The organism is Thalassobaculum sp. OXR-137 (assembly GCF_034377285.1).
In the GTDB taxonomy this organism is placed as follows: Bacteria; Pseudomonadota; Alphaproteobacteria; order Thalassobaculales; family Thalassobaculaceae; genus Thalassobaculum.
Genome location: NZ_CP139715.1, coordinates 89,103 through 105,562, shown reverse-complemented (window position 1 = coordinate 105,562; position 16,460 = coordinate 89,103). Strand labels below are relative to the sequence as shown.

14 protein-coding genes and 1 tRNA gene are annotated in these 16,460 nt (G+C 68.8%); 8 read left to right on the top strand and 7 right to left on the bottom strand.

Translation table 11 applies throughout. The features are described from left to right. Positions 1-43 precede the first annotated feature (43 nt). From T8K17_RS00475 to T8K17_RS00465, 3 genes are read right to left on the bottom strand one after another with little or no spacing between them, the layout of a single operon-like run. Positions 44-1,624 (bottom strand): ATP-binding cassette domain-containing protein, encoded by a 1,581-nt coding sequence (locus tag T8K17_RS00475; protein WP_322332570.1) that lies wholly within the window; start codon positions 1,622-1,624, stop codon positions 44-46. After that, positions 1,621-2,733 (bottom strand): hypothetical protein, encoded by a 1,113-nt coding sequence (locus T8K17_RS00470; RefSeq protein WP_322332569.1) that lies wholly within the window; start codon positions 2,731-2,733, stop codon positions 1,621-1,623. The genes T8K17_RS00475 and T8K17_RS00470 overlap by 4 nt, the downstream gene beginning before the upstream one ends. 16 nt (positions 2,734-2,749) lie before the next feature. Next, entirely contained in the window at positions 2,750-3,178 is a 429-nt protein-coding gene (locus tag T8K17_RS00465; protein ID WP_322332568.1) for a hypothetical protein, read from the bottom strand. A gap of 415 nt (positions 3,179-3,593) precedes the next feature. On the opposite strand from T8K17_RS00465, the gene T8K17_RS00460 reads away from it, so the two are divergent. Further along, complete coding sequence (locus T8K17_RS00460) at positions 3,594-3,998, top strand: hypothetical protein (protein ID WP_322332567.1); 405 nt, start codon at positions 3,594-3,596, stop codon at positions 3,996-3,998. An 80-nt stretch (positions 3,999-4,078) separates the two neighbouring features. Further along, a complete protein-coding gene (locus tag T8K17_RS00455) occupies positions 4,079-4,453 on the top strand; it encodes a hypothetical protein (protein ID WP_322332566.1) in 375 nt (124 codons plus the stop codon). A gap of 72 nt (positions 4,454-4,525) precedes the next feature. Here the strand turns inward: T8K17_RS00455 and T8K17_RS00450 are convergent, their stop codons facing one another. Next, positions 4,526-5,392 (bottom strand): hypothetical protein, encoded by an 867-nt coding sequence (locus T8K17_RS00450; RefSeq protein WP_322332565.1) that lies wholly within the window; start codon positions 5,390-5,392, stop codon positions 4,526-4,528. A gap of 215 nt (positions 5,393-5,607) precedes the next feature. On the opposite strand from T8K17_RS00450, the gene T8K17_RS00445 reads away from it, so the two are divergent. From T8K17_RS00445 to T8K17_RS00430, 4 genes are all read left to right on the top strand, one after another. Then, complete coding sequence (locus T8K17_RS00445) at positions 5,608-6,576, top strand: TauD/TfdA family dioxygenase (protein WP_322332564.1); 969 nt, start codon at positions 5,608-5,610, stop codon at positions 6,574-6,576. A 31-nt stretch (positions 6,577-6,607) separates the two neighbouring features. Beyond that, positions 6,608-7,768, top strand: coding sequence for an ABC transporter substrate binding protein (locus T8K17_RS00440; protein ID WP_322332563.1), 1,161 nt, complete (start codon positions 6,608-6,610; stop codon positions 7,766-7,768). 137 nt (positions 7,769-7,905) lie between these two features. Beyond that, positions 7,906-9,060, top strand: a complete 1,155-nt coding sequence (locus T8K17_RS00435) for a tetratricopeptide repeat protein (protein ID WP_322332562.1) — start codon at positions 7,906-7,908, stop codon at positions 9,058-9,060. A gap of 203 nt (positions 9,061-9,263) precedes the next feature. Continuing rightward, entirely contained in the window at positions 9,264-11,657 is a 2,394-nt protein-coding gene (locus T8K17_RS00430; RefSeq protein WP_322332561.1) for an MFS transporter, read from the top strand. An 11-nt stretch (positions 11,658-11,668) separates the two neighbouring features. Here T8K17_RS00430 and T8K17_RS00425 read toward each other — a convergent pair whose 3' ends face one another. The 3 genes from T8K17_RS00425 to T8K17_RS00415 form a co-directional block, all read right to left on the bottom strand. After that, positions 11,669-12,829: a hypothetical protein gene (locus tag T8K17_RS00425; RefSeq protein WP_322332560.1), complete on the bottom strand. Its 1,161-nt coding sequence runs from the start codon at positions 12,827-12,829 to the stop codon at positions 11,669-11,671. Positions 12,830-12,962: 133 nt separating this feature from the next. Beyond that, on the bottom strand, positions 12,963-13,904 hold the full coding sequence (locus tag T8K17_RS00420; RefSeq protein WP_322332559.1) for a hypothetical protein: 942 nt from the start codon (positions 13,902-13,904) through the stop codon (positions 12,963-12,965). Between the two features lie 183 nt (positions 13,905-14,087). Continuing rightward, a tRNA-Lys gene (locus T8K17_RS00415) sits at positions 14,088-14,163 on the bottom strand. Between the two features lie 230 nt (positions 14,164-14,393). Here T8K17_RS00415 and T8K17_RS00410 point away from each other — a divergent pair. Next, positions 14,394-15,197, top strand: coding sequence for an enoyl-CoA hydratase-related protein (locus T8K17_RS00410; protein WP_322332558.1), 804 nt, complete (start codon positions 14,394-14,396; stop codon positions 15,195-15,197). Positions 15,198-15,203: 6 nt separating this feature from the next. After that, a complete protein-coding gene (locus tag T8K17_RS00405; protein WP_322332557.1) occupies positions 15,204-16,412 on the top strand; it encodes an O-antigen ligase family protein in 1,209 nt (402 codons plus the stop codon). Positions 16,413-16,460: the final 48 nt, after the last annotated feature.

Here is a 16,460-nt window from a genome sequence, read left to right as displayed (position 1 = left end):
CGCGAAAATCCAGCGGAGCTTCGTCATCGCACCGCCCGCCCCCTCAGAACGTCGCTTCCAGTCGCGCCGACACCTGCTTGAACTCGATCAGCGTGAGAACCGATTGCCAGCTCAGGACGAAGGACAGACCCCAGATCAGCGACTGGGCGATGGCCTTGTTGATGTCGAGCACGTCGTGTTTCGGCCGGTAGCCGAAATACAGCGCGATTGCCGACGCGCCGACGATCGACGGGACCGTCTTGGCGAGGATCCAGTCCCAGCCGACCAGGAACGATACGCCGGGCGGCCACAGGCGCTGCAGGAACTGGTCGCGCCACATGTAGGTGGAGCCGTCGGGGAAGATATGGGCCCAGGTCATCATCGCCACCCAGGCGGTCAGGCTGACCGCCGCCGCCGCCAGGAAGACCGCCGCCACGCCCGAGGCCGCCATCACCATGGTGTTGATGTAAAGCCGGTGCGGCACGTTCAGGTTCCGCATCGCCTTGATCTGGTCGGAATAGACCTTGTGGCCGATGCTCGCGGTGATCAGCGAGGAGTTGCGCACGCTGATCAGCACCGCCGCCATCAGCGGCGCCAGCACCCGCAACTCGCTGAACGCGAGGCCGGCCAGGGCGTCGGAATGGATCACCGGCAGCAGATAGTCGCGGAACGGCAGGTACATGAAGACGAACCAGGTCGTCACGAAGCCGACGATGGTGCAGCCCAGGCCGACGAACAGCAGGGCCGAGGGCGAGAAGCAGAGTTCCCAGATGTAGCGCAGGAAGAAGCGCACCCCCCAGCCCAGTTCCCAGCGCGCGGTCGCATCCGGCAGCGGTCCGCCCTCGGCGAGATCCCGCGTGTCCGTCGCCACGGGCGGGGCGGGGACCGCATGGGCGGTCGGCGCCTCGCCGTTCTCGACCGCCGTCAGCGCCGCCTCGATGGCGTTCGTCTCCACGGCGACTTCGACCAGGGCGTGGGCGTTGGAATCCAGCACCACCGCCCGGTCGGCTACGTCGATCAGATGGCGGAAATGGTGGGCGATGATGACGATCGGAATGTCGATCTCGTCGACCAGCGCCCGCAACATGCCGGCGAGCTGGCGCGAGGACGACACGTCGAGCCCGGAGTTCGGTTCGTCCAGGAACAGCACCGGGTGGTTGCCCAGCAGGGTTCGGGCGATAGCCACGCGCTGGCGCTGGCCGCCGCTGGCCGAGGCCACCGGTTGCCGGCGGTCGATATCCTCGATCAGCCGGTCGATGGCGGCGCTCAGAGTCGGACTGATGGCATCGCTGTGGTCGCGGGCGATCGCCAGGTTGTCGGCGACGGACAGGTCGTCGAACAGGGCGAAGTTCTGGAAGACGACGCCGCCGATCGCCACCCGGTCGCTGGCGAGATCGTAGACCTGGTTGCCGTAGCGGATCTCGCCCGATGCCTGCCAGCCTTCCTCGCGCGGGTCGATGGCGCCGGAGAGCATGTTGATCAGGGTCGACTTGCCGGTGCCGCTGGGACCCGCCAACAGCACGATCTCCCCGGCATTGAGCGTGAGATCCACGTCGCTGAGCAGCACGCGGCCGGCCGGCTGGGCGATGGAGAGCGACGCGACCGACAGGATCGGCGCGTGATGGGCGGTGGAGGCTACGGTCACGATCCGGCTCTCGTCAGGGGGGTGAAGCGGTCCAGGATGGCGGACGGCAGCGTCTCTCCCTTGGGCACCACGACGGCGACCACCCGGGGGCGGCGCAGCAGGATGTAGCGGATGATCCGCACGGCCAGGGCGTCCGGCTGCATCAGCGGACCGCGGCCGACGACGCTGGAGAAGATCGTGGTGGTGGCGGCCGCCGCTTCGCGCTCCACCACCTGCAGCTCCGCGTGGAAGGCGGGGTCGCGCGAAATGTCGTTCAGGAGCGCTTCGGTGCGCGGGTCGTCGGAGATCGCGTCGATATAGGCGTTCGCCAGCAGGATCCCGACCTGCCAGAACCGGCGGTCGCGGCCGAGATCGAGGGCGTGGATGACCATGGAATCGAAGAAGGCGTCGTTGCGCAGCAGGTCGGCCGCGGCGTCGCCCAGGGGCGAGTAGTCGACCTTGCCCTCCACCAGCAGGTCGAGCATGCCCTGCCAGGACGGGGTCACCATCTCCAGGGCCGCCGCCCGCAGCCGCGGGATCGCGGCCAGAAGCAGCGTGTTGCTCAGCTCAGGCGCATATTCCCGACGGTAGATCTCGATGGCGCGGTCGGTCGCGCCGCTCAGCGCCGGGTTCGCGCGGATCGTCCGGTAGGCGTCGACCACGATGTCCTGAAGCCGCGCCCGATAGGCCTCGTCGAATGCCGGGTCCTGCACGATCGAGACGAACCGGTCGCGCATCGACCGCGCCACCTGCTCCATGTCCTTGGCGATCTGGGTGCGGGCCTGGTCGGGCACGAGGGCCAGCAGGGAGCGGGCGTTGGTCTCCAGGAGCAGCACGCGGGAGTCGCCCACGGGATCGACCTGCATGTCGGGGAAGACCGTGACCCGCAGCCGGTCCGGGCTCAGCATGACGACCCGGCCGATGGCGACGGACGATCCGTCGTCCCGCAGCCGGTAGGCCGGGAAGCCGAGATGGCTGTCGATTTCCCGCGCCCAGTCGGGGCGTTCGAACTCCGCGGTATTGTCGGCGGCGCCGAAGGGCGGCCCGTTGAAGGCGTAGACGCCGCTCATGGCGAAGGTGGCCACGATCAGCAGCGAGAACAGATAGGCAGCGGCTCGGCTAAGGGACATGGGAAATGAACGCTGCTCAGGGAAAGGAACGGAAGGGCGGCCGTCCGGCGGTGACGCCGGCTCTTTCGGCCGGCGGTCGTCGGGCGAGGATCATCCCCTCAAGCTGCCGGTAAAGCTCATAGAAGGGGCGGTTGTCCAGAAAGCTGAGCATGTGGACGTTGCCTAGGATCGCATCGTGCAGGATCGAGCCGGTCAGTTGCGAGCACCCGGCGAAGCGTAGCACGAACAGCGGCGGCAGGATCATCGAGGCGGTGAGCCCGAGTTCCGTGATCTCCGCCAGTTCGATCCGGCTCTTGCGGATCGGGTGGGAGCGGAACACCACTTCGTGCACGTCGCAGATGAACTGGCTGCGATCGATCGACAGATAGGTTTCGTACAGGGTCAGCGTGCTGAACGGGCCAGAGCACTGCGCGATGGCCTTCTCGACGACGGCGCTTTGCTCCATGACAGGCATCCGAAGTGACGGTCGAGGGCAACCGCCGGCAGACGGTATAGGACCGGGCCCGCGTTGTGCAACGATCGCACTGCGGCATCGTCGCCGTAGGTTGCCTCAAATGCGAGTGAACGGTAGGATCCGCACCGAGTGTTTTCAAGACCTGCGGGCCCATAATGGTATTTCTGCTGACGGCGACGACGACGTTCGCGGGTATGCTGCTTGCTCTTGGGTGTGTCGCGGTCGCGGCGGAGATTACGAGGATCCGGAACGGCGGCCTTGTTCCGGCCAGCTCCGAACGTCGGCGTTCGGATACGACGGCGTGGCGGGCGGAACTCGGGGGGTAGAGGCGGTGCCGTCGTCCGGTATCCGGACACGGCCGAAGTCTTGGCGGACAACGGGATTGCCATGGGGGGATATGGTGCGAGTGGGTTTCCTTAAGACGATGGTTATGGCGCTTGCGGCGGTCGGGATGCTGACCTCCCCGGCGTTTGCGCAGCAGGCCGAGCCGGCGGCTCGCATCGACGGCACGACGTCGCCGACGATCGTAGAGTCCCTGGGCGATGCCCGCGACGACAGCCTGCAGACGGTCAGCACCGCGTCTGGCGCCCTTCTCGGCGCGGCCGGAGGCGTCCTGCTGATCAATGTCGCCACCGGCGGTGCGGCCCTGGGGCCGATCATCGGCCTGCAGGCGTCCAACCTTCTCGGCGGGGCCTGGTCGGCGGCGGCGGGCATCGCACCGGTCGCGGGGCCTCTGGCCATTCATACCATCTCGGCGGCCACCGCCGCCGTGGGCGGCGCCTTGATGGGGATGTATCTGGTCGGCGATTGACGCAGGCGTCGGCTCGTCAGACGATTTCACGTGCAGGCCAAAGTGAACTGAATAGCAGCGACCGACAGGGAGAAAGTGCCATGACGAAACTGTTTAACCTCGCGAAGGGACTGGTGATCGTCCTCGGGCTGGCCCTGGTTACGGCGCAGGCCGCCCAGGCCCAGAGCCTCCAGCCGATCGTCCCGGAAGCGGCGCAGGCCTCGAGCTTCGACGCCTATCGCGCGGTCGCCATCACCGCCGGCGTGGTCGGCGGCGCGGTCGTCGCCACCATCGTGACCGACGGCCTGATCCTGCCGGTCTACGGCACCCTGACCGGGTCCAGCATCGGCGCCCTGGGTCAAGGCAATGTCATGGCGCTGCTCCACACCCCGACCTACGCGTTCTTCCGCGGCAGCATGCGTCTGCTCGGCGCGGTTTCCGGTGGCCTGTACGCCGACGCCTGGTACACCGACTGACCGACTGATCGTCAGCGATGGGCGGCCCCGGCATGGATCGGGGCCGCATCCGCTGTCCGTCGGCGGGACGCCTCAGCGCGCCAGCCGCGCGGCGATCGCCGATACGACGGTCTCGACCGGCTGCTGTGCCGTGTCGATGACGAGGGTCCGGTCCGGGGCCGATTGCTCCAGCACCGCGACCGCCTCTCCCGTATCGTAGTATTTGGATTCTTCCATCACGATGGCCGCCGCCGAAGCGACGGCGGCGAGGTCCGCCTGCGCGTCCGACAGGAGCTTGGCCAGCCGCTGCAGGGTGCCGTCCGCCATCAGGCTTCCGGCCTCGTGATCGCGCAGCACCTTCAGATAATCCGACGCGCCGCCGGGATCCTCCGGCAGGTCGCCGACATCCAGGGAGGCCTGGTCGAACGGGTCGCCGCGCAGGCTGAGCCGGGCAAGCCGCACCTCCGGCGGCGCCTGCAGCACGGCGAAGACGGCGTTCGGCAGGCGCGCGGCTGCTTTCGCCTCCGCCGGCCCGCGCACGCCGTCGAACACCAGCCAACCGTCCGCCAGACGCTCGCCCACCGTGGACGCATCGACCGTCAGCCGTTCCAGCACGTCGCCCATGCCGCCGGGATGCGCATCGCGGAACGCGGCGGTGAGCCGGAAGCGTTCGATCCGATCGGTCACCCGACGGCTGGGATCGCCGGTCATCGCCGGCAGGATGATGCTGTCGGTGACAGCACGGCGGTCGGGCAGCACCGCCCGGATCGCGCCGGAGGCGACGAGGCCGGCCACGGTGGCCGATTTGCCGGACCCGGTCAGGCCGACGAAGATCACCATCCGGGCTGTCGCCAGGGCCATCCGTCCGGCCGGTGCGGCGCCGGGCGCCAGGGCGAAATCGGCGGCGACCTGGTCCGAGCCGAGCTGGATGACCGGATCGGTGGAAATTGCCAGCGGCATGATCGCTCCTGAGATGATCAGGCCTTTCGGCCGGTCTGAAATCGGTAGGCGCCGAGCACTTCACCCCGCGACCGTTCGCCCCGGCTCGTGGTAGAACAGTGCCCGGACGCCGGCGCAGTGAATCACTGTTCGCCGGTCGGTGCAAATGGCGCCGATGAGGCTGCAGGACGCGCGACCGCGCGGGCCGCGGCGGGTATCGGGCGGAGGAACGGGCGATGCAGGCAGAAGCGATGCGGGCCGACGCGGCAGACGGTGTAGAACGCGGAATCGGGATCGAGGCGGTCCCCCTGACCCCGTTCCTCGGCGCGGAGATCACCGGACTGGACCTGTCGCAGGATGTCGCACCGGACGCCGCGGCGCGGGTCCGCGAGCTGTTCTTCCGGCATCAGGTGATCGCGATCCGCGGGCAGGACATTTCGCCCGAAGGCTTCATCCGTTTCGCCGAGATCTTCGGCCCGATCGAACCGTTCTTCATCAGCTCCTATAACCACCCCGAGCATCCGCAGATCTACGTCCTGTCCAATGTCCGCAAGGAGGGCAAGCCGATCGGGCGCGACGGGGCCGGCACCCACTGGCACAGCGACAGCACCTTCGTGGAGAAGCCGAGCAGCGTCACCCTGCTGCACGGGGTCGAGGTGCCGGCGCGCGGCGGCGACACGCTCTTCGCCAACATGTACGACGCCTACGACCGGCTCGACGCGGAGACCAAGGCGCTGATCGACGGGCGCCGGGCGATCCACCGCTACCAGCGCAAGGAGTTCGTCTTTTCCGGAGACCGCGAACTGAGCGCGCAGGAGAAGGCGGAGATCGAGGAGCTCAAGCGCATCCGTCTGGCGGAGGAGGCCGCCGCCGGACCGTCGCCGACCGCGCAGAAGAGCAACAAGGTTCCCGAGCAGGCCCATCCCGTCGCCCGGACGCATCCGGTCACCGGCCGCAAGGCGCTGTATCTGAACGACGAGATGATGGTCGGTATCGAGGGGATGGACGACGCGGTGGCGGTGCCGCTGCTGCGCCGGCTCTGCGAGGAGGCGACCACGCCCGATCAGGTCCTGCGGTTCAAGTGGCGCAAGGGCGACCTGGTGGCCTGGGACAACGCCTCGACGATCCACTCCGCCACGTTCACCCCGCCGGATCAGGCGCGCGTCATGCACCGCCTGACGGTCGAGGGCAGCGTTCCGGTTTGAAATCCCCGGGCGGGATGATAGTAGACATTTTATGATTATCCGGGCTTTCATCGTACTGCTTGTGGGGATCGTTGCCGGGACGGCGGCGGCGGCCGAGCGTCCCGTGCTCGACTGGGTCGTCTACGACCCGGCGACCCTGGCCGAGTACAGCGTCGATACCGATGCCGGCGATACCGCCCGCCACGTGGCCGTTCCCCTGGAGGGGGCGGAGCAGGCGAAGCGGGTGATGCTGCTGATCCCGAGCCGGTCGGTCGAGGCCTATACCCTGGCGGTCAACACGATCCTGCAGGTCTTCGCCCGTCGCCGCGTGCCGGCCCGCTTCGACATCTGGTACTACGACAACGACGAGGCGGTGGCGCTGGAGGCACTGCACTGGTCCTACGACCAGCCGGTGGACCTGATCATTTCGGCGGGATCCTCCGCCACCTCGTTCCTGCGGGCCCACCACAGCGGCCACGCGATCCCGGCCGTGACCAGCGCGTCGAAGGACCCGATCGCCTCCGGCCATCTAAGCGATCCGGCGGGCAGCGGCACCAACATCGCCTATACCTCGATCAATGTGGAGACCGAGACGCTGGTGGCCTATCTGCGCCGCCTGATCCCGGATCTGTCCACCATCGGGCTGATCTATTCGCTGAACAACGACAGCGCGATCCTGACCCAGGTGAATCCGCTGAAGGCCGCCGCCGACAAGCTCGGGCTGGCCATCGTCGATGTGACGGTGACCGGCCGCGGCTCGGCCGAGGACGATCTGGAGGCGGCGCTCCCGGCGGCGCTGGACCTGATCCGCCAGCGCGACCCCGAGCAGAGCAAGAGCATCCTGCTGATCACCGGCTCGACCGCGGTGTACGAACGCATCGCCCAGATCAACCGCCACGCCGGCCGGATGCCGGTCGTCTCCATGCTGCCCGACATCGTGCGCGCCGGCGAGGAGTCGGCGCTGCTGTCGATCGGCGTGAATCTGACCAGCGCCCTGACGCTGGCGGCGGTCTATGCGGTCGACGTCGTGACCGGGGCGGCCAAGCCGGGCGAACTGCCGGTCGGTACGGTGGCGCCGCCCGATCTGGCGATCAACTTCCTGGTCGCCGAGCGCATCGGGGTGAAGGTTCCGTTCTCGTTCCTGGAATCCGCCACCTTCGTATACGATCTCGACGGACGTCAGGTGGTGGCTTTCGGCCAACGGGTGTTCTGAGGCAAGAAGACGCCTGGACCGTCCGGTCCAGGGTAAAGGGGGCGGGTTTCGCCGCAACGGCGGGACGCGCGAGGATCCGGCAAAAGAGCGACTCCAGACGGACCGCATCTGCCGGGGCGACGAGGAGGATGCGCGCGGTGTTGGATATTCTGACGATTCCGGCCCTGGCGGTCGGTGCGTTTTTTGCGGTTTCGTATTTCATCAGTCCGGACACCATCGTGATCCAGCACATCTCGGTGCCGCCGAGCATGGAGGATCGCGGCTATTCCGGCGCCGTCGCCACCACGATGCTGTCGGACAGCGTTGCGCGGATCAGCGATGAGGCGGGGACGAACCGGGGCGCCTATGTCGCCGAGGAAACCGCCCAGGCGAAGTCGGTGGAAGCGCTGAGCGACTGGTTCGGCCTGGCTCAGCCGATCCGCGCCACCCAGGTGGCCCTCGGCTTCCTGCCCTATTCCTTCTCCGGCGAGTTCGTGGAGGACGCCGACGAGCTGGTCCTGCGCATCCGCGGCCAGTCCTCAGAGTACTGGCACTTCGTGATCGAGAAGCGCGGCAGCAAGGACGATGTCGAGGGGCTGGTCAATGCCGCCGCCATCGAGCTTCTGACCGAACTCGATCCGTACCTCATCGCCGTCTATCACTTCCGCTACGACATCCCGACCGGCGACTTCACGAAGACCAAGTCGGCCATCGACCACGCGCTGGTGAACGCCCCGCGCAAGAACCTTCCCTGGGTGTACGCCCTGTGGGCCCATGTCCTGTTCTTCGAGGGCGACCTGGAAGGCTCGATCATGAAGAACCGGCAGGCGCTGGCGCTGGAGCCGACCTTCCCGCGTCCGATGATGCGCTGGGGCGAGGCGCTGCAATCCATGGGCATGCATGAGGAGGCGATCGGCCGCTTCAAGAAGACCCTGGAGATCGATCCGCACTATCCGGAGGCGATCGTCCTGTGGGCGAACTCGCTGCTGGCCCAGAACAAGATCAAGGAAGCGGGCCTCAAGTTCCATGAAGCCTACGAGATGTCGCCCGACTTCCCCCGTATCGTCCATGCCTACGGCATGTATCACGTGAAGTACGGCAACAAGATCAAGGCGGCGGACATTCTGCGGCGCGCGGTCGAGCTGGACGAGGGACGCAATCCGAAATTCGTCCGCGACCTCCGGGCGGTGCAGCGGATGATCGAGCCCGGGCTCGAGGGTTTCGAAAGCGACAAGGACGGCACGGCGTCAGCCCCTGCGGCAGCCCCCGCGACCTCCGCTCCGGCGGCGGCCGCCGCCACCGGCAGCAGCTGAGCGCAAAAGGTCGGTTTGCCGCCCGACGCCGTCCGCTTTAGGAATGGCCTGGATCAACGCACGATCGGACGGAGACGTTCGATCGTGCGAATTGTGTCTGTTTCAAATAGGTTAGAGTGCATTTTCCGATTCGGATAGAGTCGATCCGAACCGATCGCGCTCTTAGGGTATCGCGTGGGCGAAGCCCTGGGCCGGAGACTGGAATGAACCGTTTTACCGCGATCCTCCCCGGCATAGCGCTGATGGGACTCAGCCTCCTCATGTTTGCCTATGTCGGCTATGGCGAGGCGACCCGCGTCTATACCGGCATGCGCGTCGATCGGGTCATCCAGCTCGGCGCCACGCTGCAGCACACGATGAACCAGTTCGCCCAGAGCGGGCTGCCGCTGACTCAATTCTCCGGCTTCGAGCGGCGGGCCGAGCAGCTGGGCGGGGTCGATGGGGCGATCCACGCGATCTCGCTGACCGACCATGGCGGAAAATCGATCGCCTGCGTGGCCGTGCGGGCCCGCGAGGACGGGTCGTCCTGCGCGTCGGGCTTCGAGCTCGACGCTTCCAAGTTCCGGCACGACGAGGCGCTGTCGGACACCGAAATCGCCGAACACGACGAAACGACGGTGCTGCGATTGCCGGTGACCGACAAGTTCGGTGAGGTCGGCTATGTCCTGCTGCTGGTCGACGGCCCCACCATCAGGGGTACCGTCGACTCCGCCTTCCTGCCGGTTTTCATCGCCGCCGGGCTGCTCTTCCTGATCTTCGGCTCGATCCAGACCCTTGTCGTGCTCCGGGACGCCGAAGCCGCCCGCCGCTGGCTTCGGCCCAGCTTCATCGCCGGGGTGGCGATCATGGTGGCGGTGCTCGTCGTGGTCATGTTCGAGCTTTACCGCAAGGGCGTGGAAGGCCAGGCGGAAGGTCTGGCGCGGTCGATGGCGGCGCGGCTGACGGCGGTCACCGAGATCGGGATTCCGATCGACGCGCTGACCGGCATCCGCGAGGCGCTGACCGACTACCGCCGCATCAACCCGCAGATCGCGGCGATCACCCTGACCGAATACGACCCGCTGCACCGCATCACCGACCAGAAGCGGGTCGGGGCGCCGACCGGCGACGGGACGGTGTCGTTCTCCCAGCCGATCGATCCTGGCAATACCCTGGTGCTCACCGCGGAGCTGCCGTTCTCCGTGATCGTCGAGGCGCTCGGCGCGGGTGCGCGGAACTTCGCCGCCCTGTTCTTCGGCTGCGTCCTCTTCGCCACGATCTTCTTCCGGGCGGTCCGGGCCGGCGGCTACGGGGCGAGCCGGCGGCGGATCGCCGGGACGGCCGGGCTGGCGATCCTTCAGCCGGCCTATTTCCTCGGCATCCTGGCGGATTCCCTGACCCTCACGGTGCTGCCCGAGATCAGCCATGAGCGCGTCGTCGCCGAGGGGCTGCCCGCAGGCCTGGTGTCTCTGCCCTTCAGCCTGTTCTTCGTGGGCCTGACGGCCGCGCTCATCCCGGCCTCGATCCTTACCGAGCGCATGAACCTGCGTGCCCTTTTCATGATCGGAGCCGCCGCGGTCGCCGGCGGGCTGTTCGTGGTCGGAGGCGTCGACTCGTTCTGGGCCCTCTGCGTCGGCCGGGCGCTGGGCGGCATCGGCCAGGGCGTCCTGCTGGTCGCCGTGCAGGCCTATGCCTTCGAGATCGTCTCGTCCCAGGAGCGGGTCCGCGCCGCCGCCGCGCAGGTGCTGGGCTACAACGGCGGGCTGATCGTCGGGACCGGGATCGGCGGCCTGCTCGCCGTGTTCATGAACGACTCCACCTTCGTGCTCATGGCCGGGGTGGTGGGCGTGGTGTCGCTGGTCTACATCCGCTGTGTCCTGCCCTCCCTGGTGAAGGAACAGGAGCCGCAACCGATCCGCCTGTTCGGCGACGTCCGGCGGGTGCTCGTCTTCCCCGATTTCCTCGCGCTGCTGACCATGATCGGCGTGACGTCGAAATTTGCCCTGGCCGGCGTGGCGATCTTCGCCATGCCGCTGGTGCTGCACCGCTCGGGCTACGGCGACGACGAGGTCGGCCAGGCCCTGATGGTCTTCGCCATCGTCACCTATCTGGTCACCGCCGTCGCCCCGCGTCTGGTCAAGCTTTTCGGCTCCACCGACCGGGCGCTGGTGGTCGGCATGGTCTCCCTGGCCCTCGGCATGGCCGGGCTGGGGCTGGTGACCGGCGGCGCCGGGGGATCCATGCCGCACTGGCTGATCGCCCTGGTGGCCGACGTGCAGGCCGGATTGGCCGAGATTCCGATCTCGGTGGCGAGCGGGGCGGCCATCGCCCTGTCGGTGGCGCTGCTCGGCGTGGGCCAGGGTCTGATCGCGGCGCCGATCATCGCCCGCGTCGCCGCCGGCGGTGCGGCGGGTGCCGTCGGCCGCGACCGCACCATCGCGGTCTACCGCATCCTGGAGCGGATCGGCCATATCTCGGGGCCGGCGCTGGTGGGTCTGCTGCTGGTGACCGCATCGAACAATCCGGCCGCCCTCACGGCACTGGGGATCGGCTATGCGATGCTGGCGCTGCTCTACGGCCTCGCCAGCATGGTCATGCGGGAACGCGCGCCGGCCTAACCCCGCGGCAGTCAGTTACCGGCGGCCAGCCCGCTCTCGCGGGCGGCGCTGGCGATCAGGGCGTCGACCCGTTCGATCGACAGGTCGCCGCCGTCGCCGGCTTCCTTCACCTGCCGGGTGACCGCCTTCAGAACCGCCAGGGGCAGGCTGTAGCCCAGTGCCTCGGACCGCACGCGGATCGCGTTCCACCCGGTCAGCCGGTGGCCGATGCTGATCTGTCGGTCGAGGCCGAAATCCGCCGGGTTGAGCGCCTCGTAGGCGCGCGGGTCGTTGTAGACCGCCTTGGTGTGCAGGCCGGCCTTGTGGCTGAACGCGGTCTCTCCGACCAGCACGTCGTTGAACGGCACGTCCACCCCGGCCAGGGCCGCCACCCGATGACACAGGGCCGGCAGGGCCGGAAGATCGAAGCAGGACCGCGTGGCGTCGTGGTCGGCGGCGTAGAGCACGGCGATCAGGCCCTCCAGGGAGGTGATGCCGTTGCGCTCGCCGATGCCCAGCACCGTGGTGTTGATGAACCGGGCCCCGGCCACGGCCGCGGCATGGGCGTTGGCGATGGCACAGCCGATGTCGTTATGGCCGTGGAACTCCACCGGCGTGCCGGTGAGCCGCGCCACCAGGCCGACGACCTCGGAGACCCGGTCGGGCGTGGCCGCACCGGTGGTGTCGGCGATGCCGAGCCTGTCGAACAGCTTCAGCTCCGACAGCGGGAGATAGACGTTGAGCAGGTCGTTCAGCGGGCAGCGGAAGGCGTCCTCGCTGGAGAAGCGGAGGGTGATGCCCGGCGCGCGCTTGCGCACGTACTCGCCGATCTCCGAGGCGGTGCGCACCACTTCGGGGATCGCCTGGCCGTGGCTCGCCCGGCGCAGGATCGGCGAGATCGCCATGACCATGTTGAGGGCGCCGACGCCGCTGTCCAGGGCGATGTCCACGTCGTCGCGATGGCAGCGGATATGGGCGGCGACCGTCACCGGAAGGTTGGCCGAGGCGATGCGCGCCGCATCCTGGCGCGAGCGGGGGCTGGCCGCCGGCGAGGTCACCTCCAGAAAGGTCACCCCGAACTCGCTCAGCGCATGGGCCAGTTCCAGCTTGGCATCGGAGGAGAAGTCCGCCCGCGCGAATTGTTCACCCTCGCGCAGCGTGGTGTCGATGATCGTTACGTCTTGGAGAGCCACGGTTCCCTCTGGAGCCCGAGTGATGACAGCGGACCGGAAGCCTACGCGACCGCACGCCGGATGTCCCCGGTTCCCGTCGCGCGGTGGGCGAGATTTTCGGACAGCTCAGGGCAGGCGGCTCAGGGCGGGAGGTTCAGGGGCGGCGATCGTCGGCGCCGGGCGTGACCTCCTCCCGGGCGGCCCGGCAGGCGGCGAGGAAGGCCGGATCGGCATAGCGGCGGGCGGCGCGGTCGGCGGCGACCCGGGTCACGGGATCGCCGTCCGCGACGATCAGCGGGTTTGTGCTGGCCGCCTTGATCCGCAGCAGGGCCCGGACCCGCTCGGCCGGCGGCGGGTCGGCAGAATGCAGGAACCGCAGGGAGGGCAGCATCCGCTGCCGGCGGATCAGGGTGGCGACCTGGCCCGACCCCGGCTCGATCCAGGCCACCCCCTGCGCCGAGACGCAGATCATCGGAAAATAGCCGGCCAGGGCCGGGAACACCGTGTTCCGATAGACATCCACTTGCCAGTAGCGCCGGGCGATGCCGGCGAAATGCTCCAGACTGGCGACCGGGACCATCCCGGAATCCGCCAGGGGCAGGATCTCCACCTTGGGCTTGCTGGGCGTCACCGTATCGTTGGCCACGTCGACATAGAGCGGGCCGAGCTGGATGGCGTTCTGAAAATACGACTCGCGCAGGACGCCCCAGATCTTTCCGCCGAACCCGCCGCCGGCGACGAAGGCGTTCAGGGACCGCGTGACCGGGCAGTCGGGCCGCTGGATGCGCTGGACCAGGGCGTCGAAGACGGCATCGCGGATCTCCAGGCACCGGCCGAGGGGGTACGGCTTCCCGGCGAAGTCGGGATAGCGCGGCGCGAGGTCCGCGTCCGCCCGTTCCCGCAGACGGAGCAGGAACGCATGCAGCCCCTCGAGGTCGCCGAGATGGGTCCGGGCGAGCCGTCGCTGGCGGGCGCCGGGGGACACCGGTTGGCGGGGCAGCCCGGCCTGCTCGTCGCCATCGTTCGGTTCGAGCCAGACCGGTGCGGCCCAGGGCCCTGCCGACGCGGTCGCCGTCCATCCGTAGCCGGTCAGCACGGGCGCGGCCGGTCGATGGACAGGCGCTGCCGCCGGAAGCCGGGGCAGGGGGACGGGCAAGGGCGGCGAGGGGGACCCGGAAACGTCATCGGACCAGACTAGCCGGGGACGGGTGCGGCCGGAACCGGGATCGGCTCGCCCTCATCGGGCAAACCGGAAATGCGTCAGAATTTCTGGATCGGATGGTGGGCGCACAAGGACTCGAACCTTGGACCCGCTGATTAAGAGTCAGCTGCTCTACCAACTGAGCTATGCGCCCATCCGTGCGGGCCGCCGGGAAGGCTGCGGTTCCGCGAAAGAGGCGGCCTTATAGCGGGTGGATTTCGGTTTGTCGAGAGCGTCGGCACGGTATTTTCACCGCGGTTCCGACGGGACCCGCATTATTTTCTCGCGCGCGGTCGCTCGGGCGGGGGCCGCAGCCAGCCCCTCTCGCCGGCGCCGCCCGTCGTGCTAAGACGGAGCCGCAACCAAACACCGGAGGAATGCGCGATGAGTGTGGCGGATCTGGCGCCCCAAACCCTGACCCTGGAGAGGGTCGACGAGCACGTGCTGCTGGTCACCCTCGACCGGCCGGACGTGCGCAACGCGCTCAACACCCAGATGGGCTTCGACCTGCGCGACCTCTGGGTCGAGCTGTACCGCGACGCCGGCGACGTGCGCTGCGTCGTGCTCACCGGGCGCGGCGACAAGGCGTTCTGCGCCGGCGGCGACCTGAAGGAGCGCAACGGCATGACGGACGCCGACTGGCGCCGCCAGCACGCCCTGTTCGAGCAGATGGTCAAGGCGCAGCTCGACTGCCCGGTGCCGATCGTCGCCGCGGTCAACGGGGCGGCCTTCGCCGGCGGGCTGGAGATCATGCTCGGCTGCGACTTCGCCTATGCCGCGCCGACCGCCCGTTTCGCCCTGACCGAGGTCACCCTGGGCATCATCCCCGGAGCCGCCGGCACCCAGAACCTGCCGCGCGCCGTCGGCCTGCGCCGGGCCAAGGAGATCATCCTCACCGGCCGGCCGTTCACGGCCGAGGACGCGCTGGCCTGGGGCGCGGTGAACCGGATCTGCGCCGAGGGCACCCTGCTGGACGAGGCCCTGGACACCGCCCGCGCCATCGCCGCCAACGCGCCGATCTCCGTGCGCCAGGCGAAGAAGTCGATCAACGCTTCGGAGATGATGGACCTGAAGAACGGCTACGATTTCGAGATCGAGGCCTATAACCGCACGGTGCCGACCGAGGACCGGCTGGAGGGGGTGCGCGCCTTCAACGAGAAGCGCAAGCCGGTCTACAAGGGGCGCTGAACCGCCATGCGGGCATCTCTGGGGACGGCGGTTACCGACGGGCGGGCGGCGACCTGGATCGCCGGTGCGATCCTGCTGGCGTTCCCCACCGTCGGCCTGCTGGCCAAGCACGGCATGAGCGCGCTCGGCATCGCCCTGGCGGTGCTGCTCGGCGCGCTGGTTCTGGCCGGCCGCCGGTGGCCCTGGCCGGGCTGGGCCCTGGTGCTGCCGGTGGCGGGGTTGCTGGCGGTGCAGGCCCTCGACCTGCTTATCCCCCCGTCCTGTCCGCCCTGCGCCGCGCGCTGGCCGCAGGCGGCCGGGGCTGCGGTCCTGCTGCTGCCCCTGGCCGCCGGCGGGATGATCGCGGCCGCGCAGTTGGACCGGACGCTGCTGCGCCGGGCCGTGGTGGCGGGGGTCGTGCTGGGGGCGGCGGTGGCGATCGTCGAGCTGGGGCTGGACGCGCCGATCTACCGCGTGCTGAACGGCCGCGATGCCGGCGAGGTGGTGGCCCTGTCGCGTTACAACCGGGGCATCGTCGCCCTGGTCCTGCTGGCGATGGTCGCCGCCGGCATCCTGTGGCGCGAGGGCAGGCGGCTGCCGGCGGCGGGCGTGGTGGCGCTCACGGCCGCGGCGTCGATGCTCGGCGTTTCCCTGATCGCGCATCTGGGCATCGCGCTGGCGCTGGCGACCCTGGCGGCGGCGGCGGTGGGCGAGCGGCTGGTCCGCATCGCCATGGTGGTCGTGGTGGCGGTACAGATGCTGACCGCGCCCTGGGTGGCGGCCTCGGTGTACGACTGGGTGGTGACCGAGAACGTGGCGATCTCCGACATGGCGATCCGCCACCGGCTGGAACTCTGGGACCACGGGGCGGCCCTGGCGCTGGAGCGGCCCTGGACCGGTTGGGGATTGGACGCCTTCGATCACCGTCCGATCGCGCCGGAGCGGCTGGCCCGCGCCGTCCGCATGACCAAGCCGGAACCGCATCCGCACAATGCCGGCTTGCAGCTCTGGGTCGAGACCGGGATCGTCGGCGTGCTGCTGGGGATCGCCTTCCTGGGGGCGGTGGCGTGGCGGATCGGGTGCCTGCCGAGAGCCGTCAGGCCCTGGGCGACGGCGGTGCTGGCGGCGGCGCTCCTGCCGGGGCTGGTTTCCTTCGGGATCTGGCAGACGACCTATCTGGCGATGATCGCCGTGGCCGCCTTCGCGGCTGGCCTGCTCCGGAAGGAGGGGGAGTAACGGGGCTTCCTCTTTCCCCGCAGCCCTTCCCGGCCTTGTGCCGGGACC

Excerpts from the sequence above, each read along its gene's own strand:
- T8K17_RS00440 (WP_322332563.1), top strand. The coding sequence starts at position 6,608 with ATGATTATCCGGGCTTTCATCGTACTGCTTGTGGGGATCGTTGCCGGG.
- T8K17_RS00430 (WP_322332561.1), top strand. The coding sequence starts at position 9,264 with ATGAACCGTTTTACCGCGATCCTCCCCGGCATAGCGCTGATGGGACTC.
- T8K17_RS00405 (WP_322332557.1), top strand. The coding sequence starts at position 15,204 with ATGCGGGCATCTCTGGGGACGGCGGTTACCGACGGGCGGGCGGCGACC.
- T8K17_RS00445 (WP_322332564.1), top strand. The coding sequence starts at position 5,608 with ATGCAGGCAGAAGCGATGCGGGCCGACGCGGCAGACGGTGTAGAACGC.
- T8K17_RS00450 (WP_322332565.1), bottom strand. The coding sequence starts at position 5,392 with ATGCCGCTGGCAATTTCCACCGATCCGGTCATCCAGCTCGGCTCGGAC.
- T8K17_RS00455 (WP_322332566.1), top strand. The coding sequence starts at position 4,079 with ATGACGAAACTGTTTAACCTCGCGAAGGGACTGGTGATCGTCCTCGGG.
- T8K17_RS00470 (WP_322332569.1), bottom strand. The coding sequence starts at position 2,733 with ATGTCCCTTAGCCGAGCCGCTGCCTATCTGTTCTCGCTGCTGATCGTG.
- T8K17_RS00465 (WP_322332568.1), bottom strand. The coding sequence starts at position 3,178 with ATGGAGCAAAGCGCCGTCGTCGAGAAGGCCATCGCGCAGTGCTCTGGC.
- T8K17_RS00410 (WP_322332558.1), top strand. The coding sequence starts at position 14,394 with ATGAGTGTGGCGGATCTGGCGCCCCAAACCCTGACCCTGGAGAGGGTC.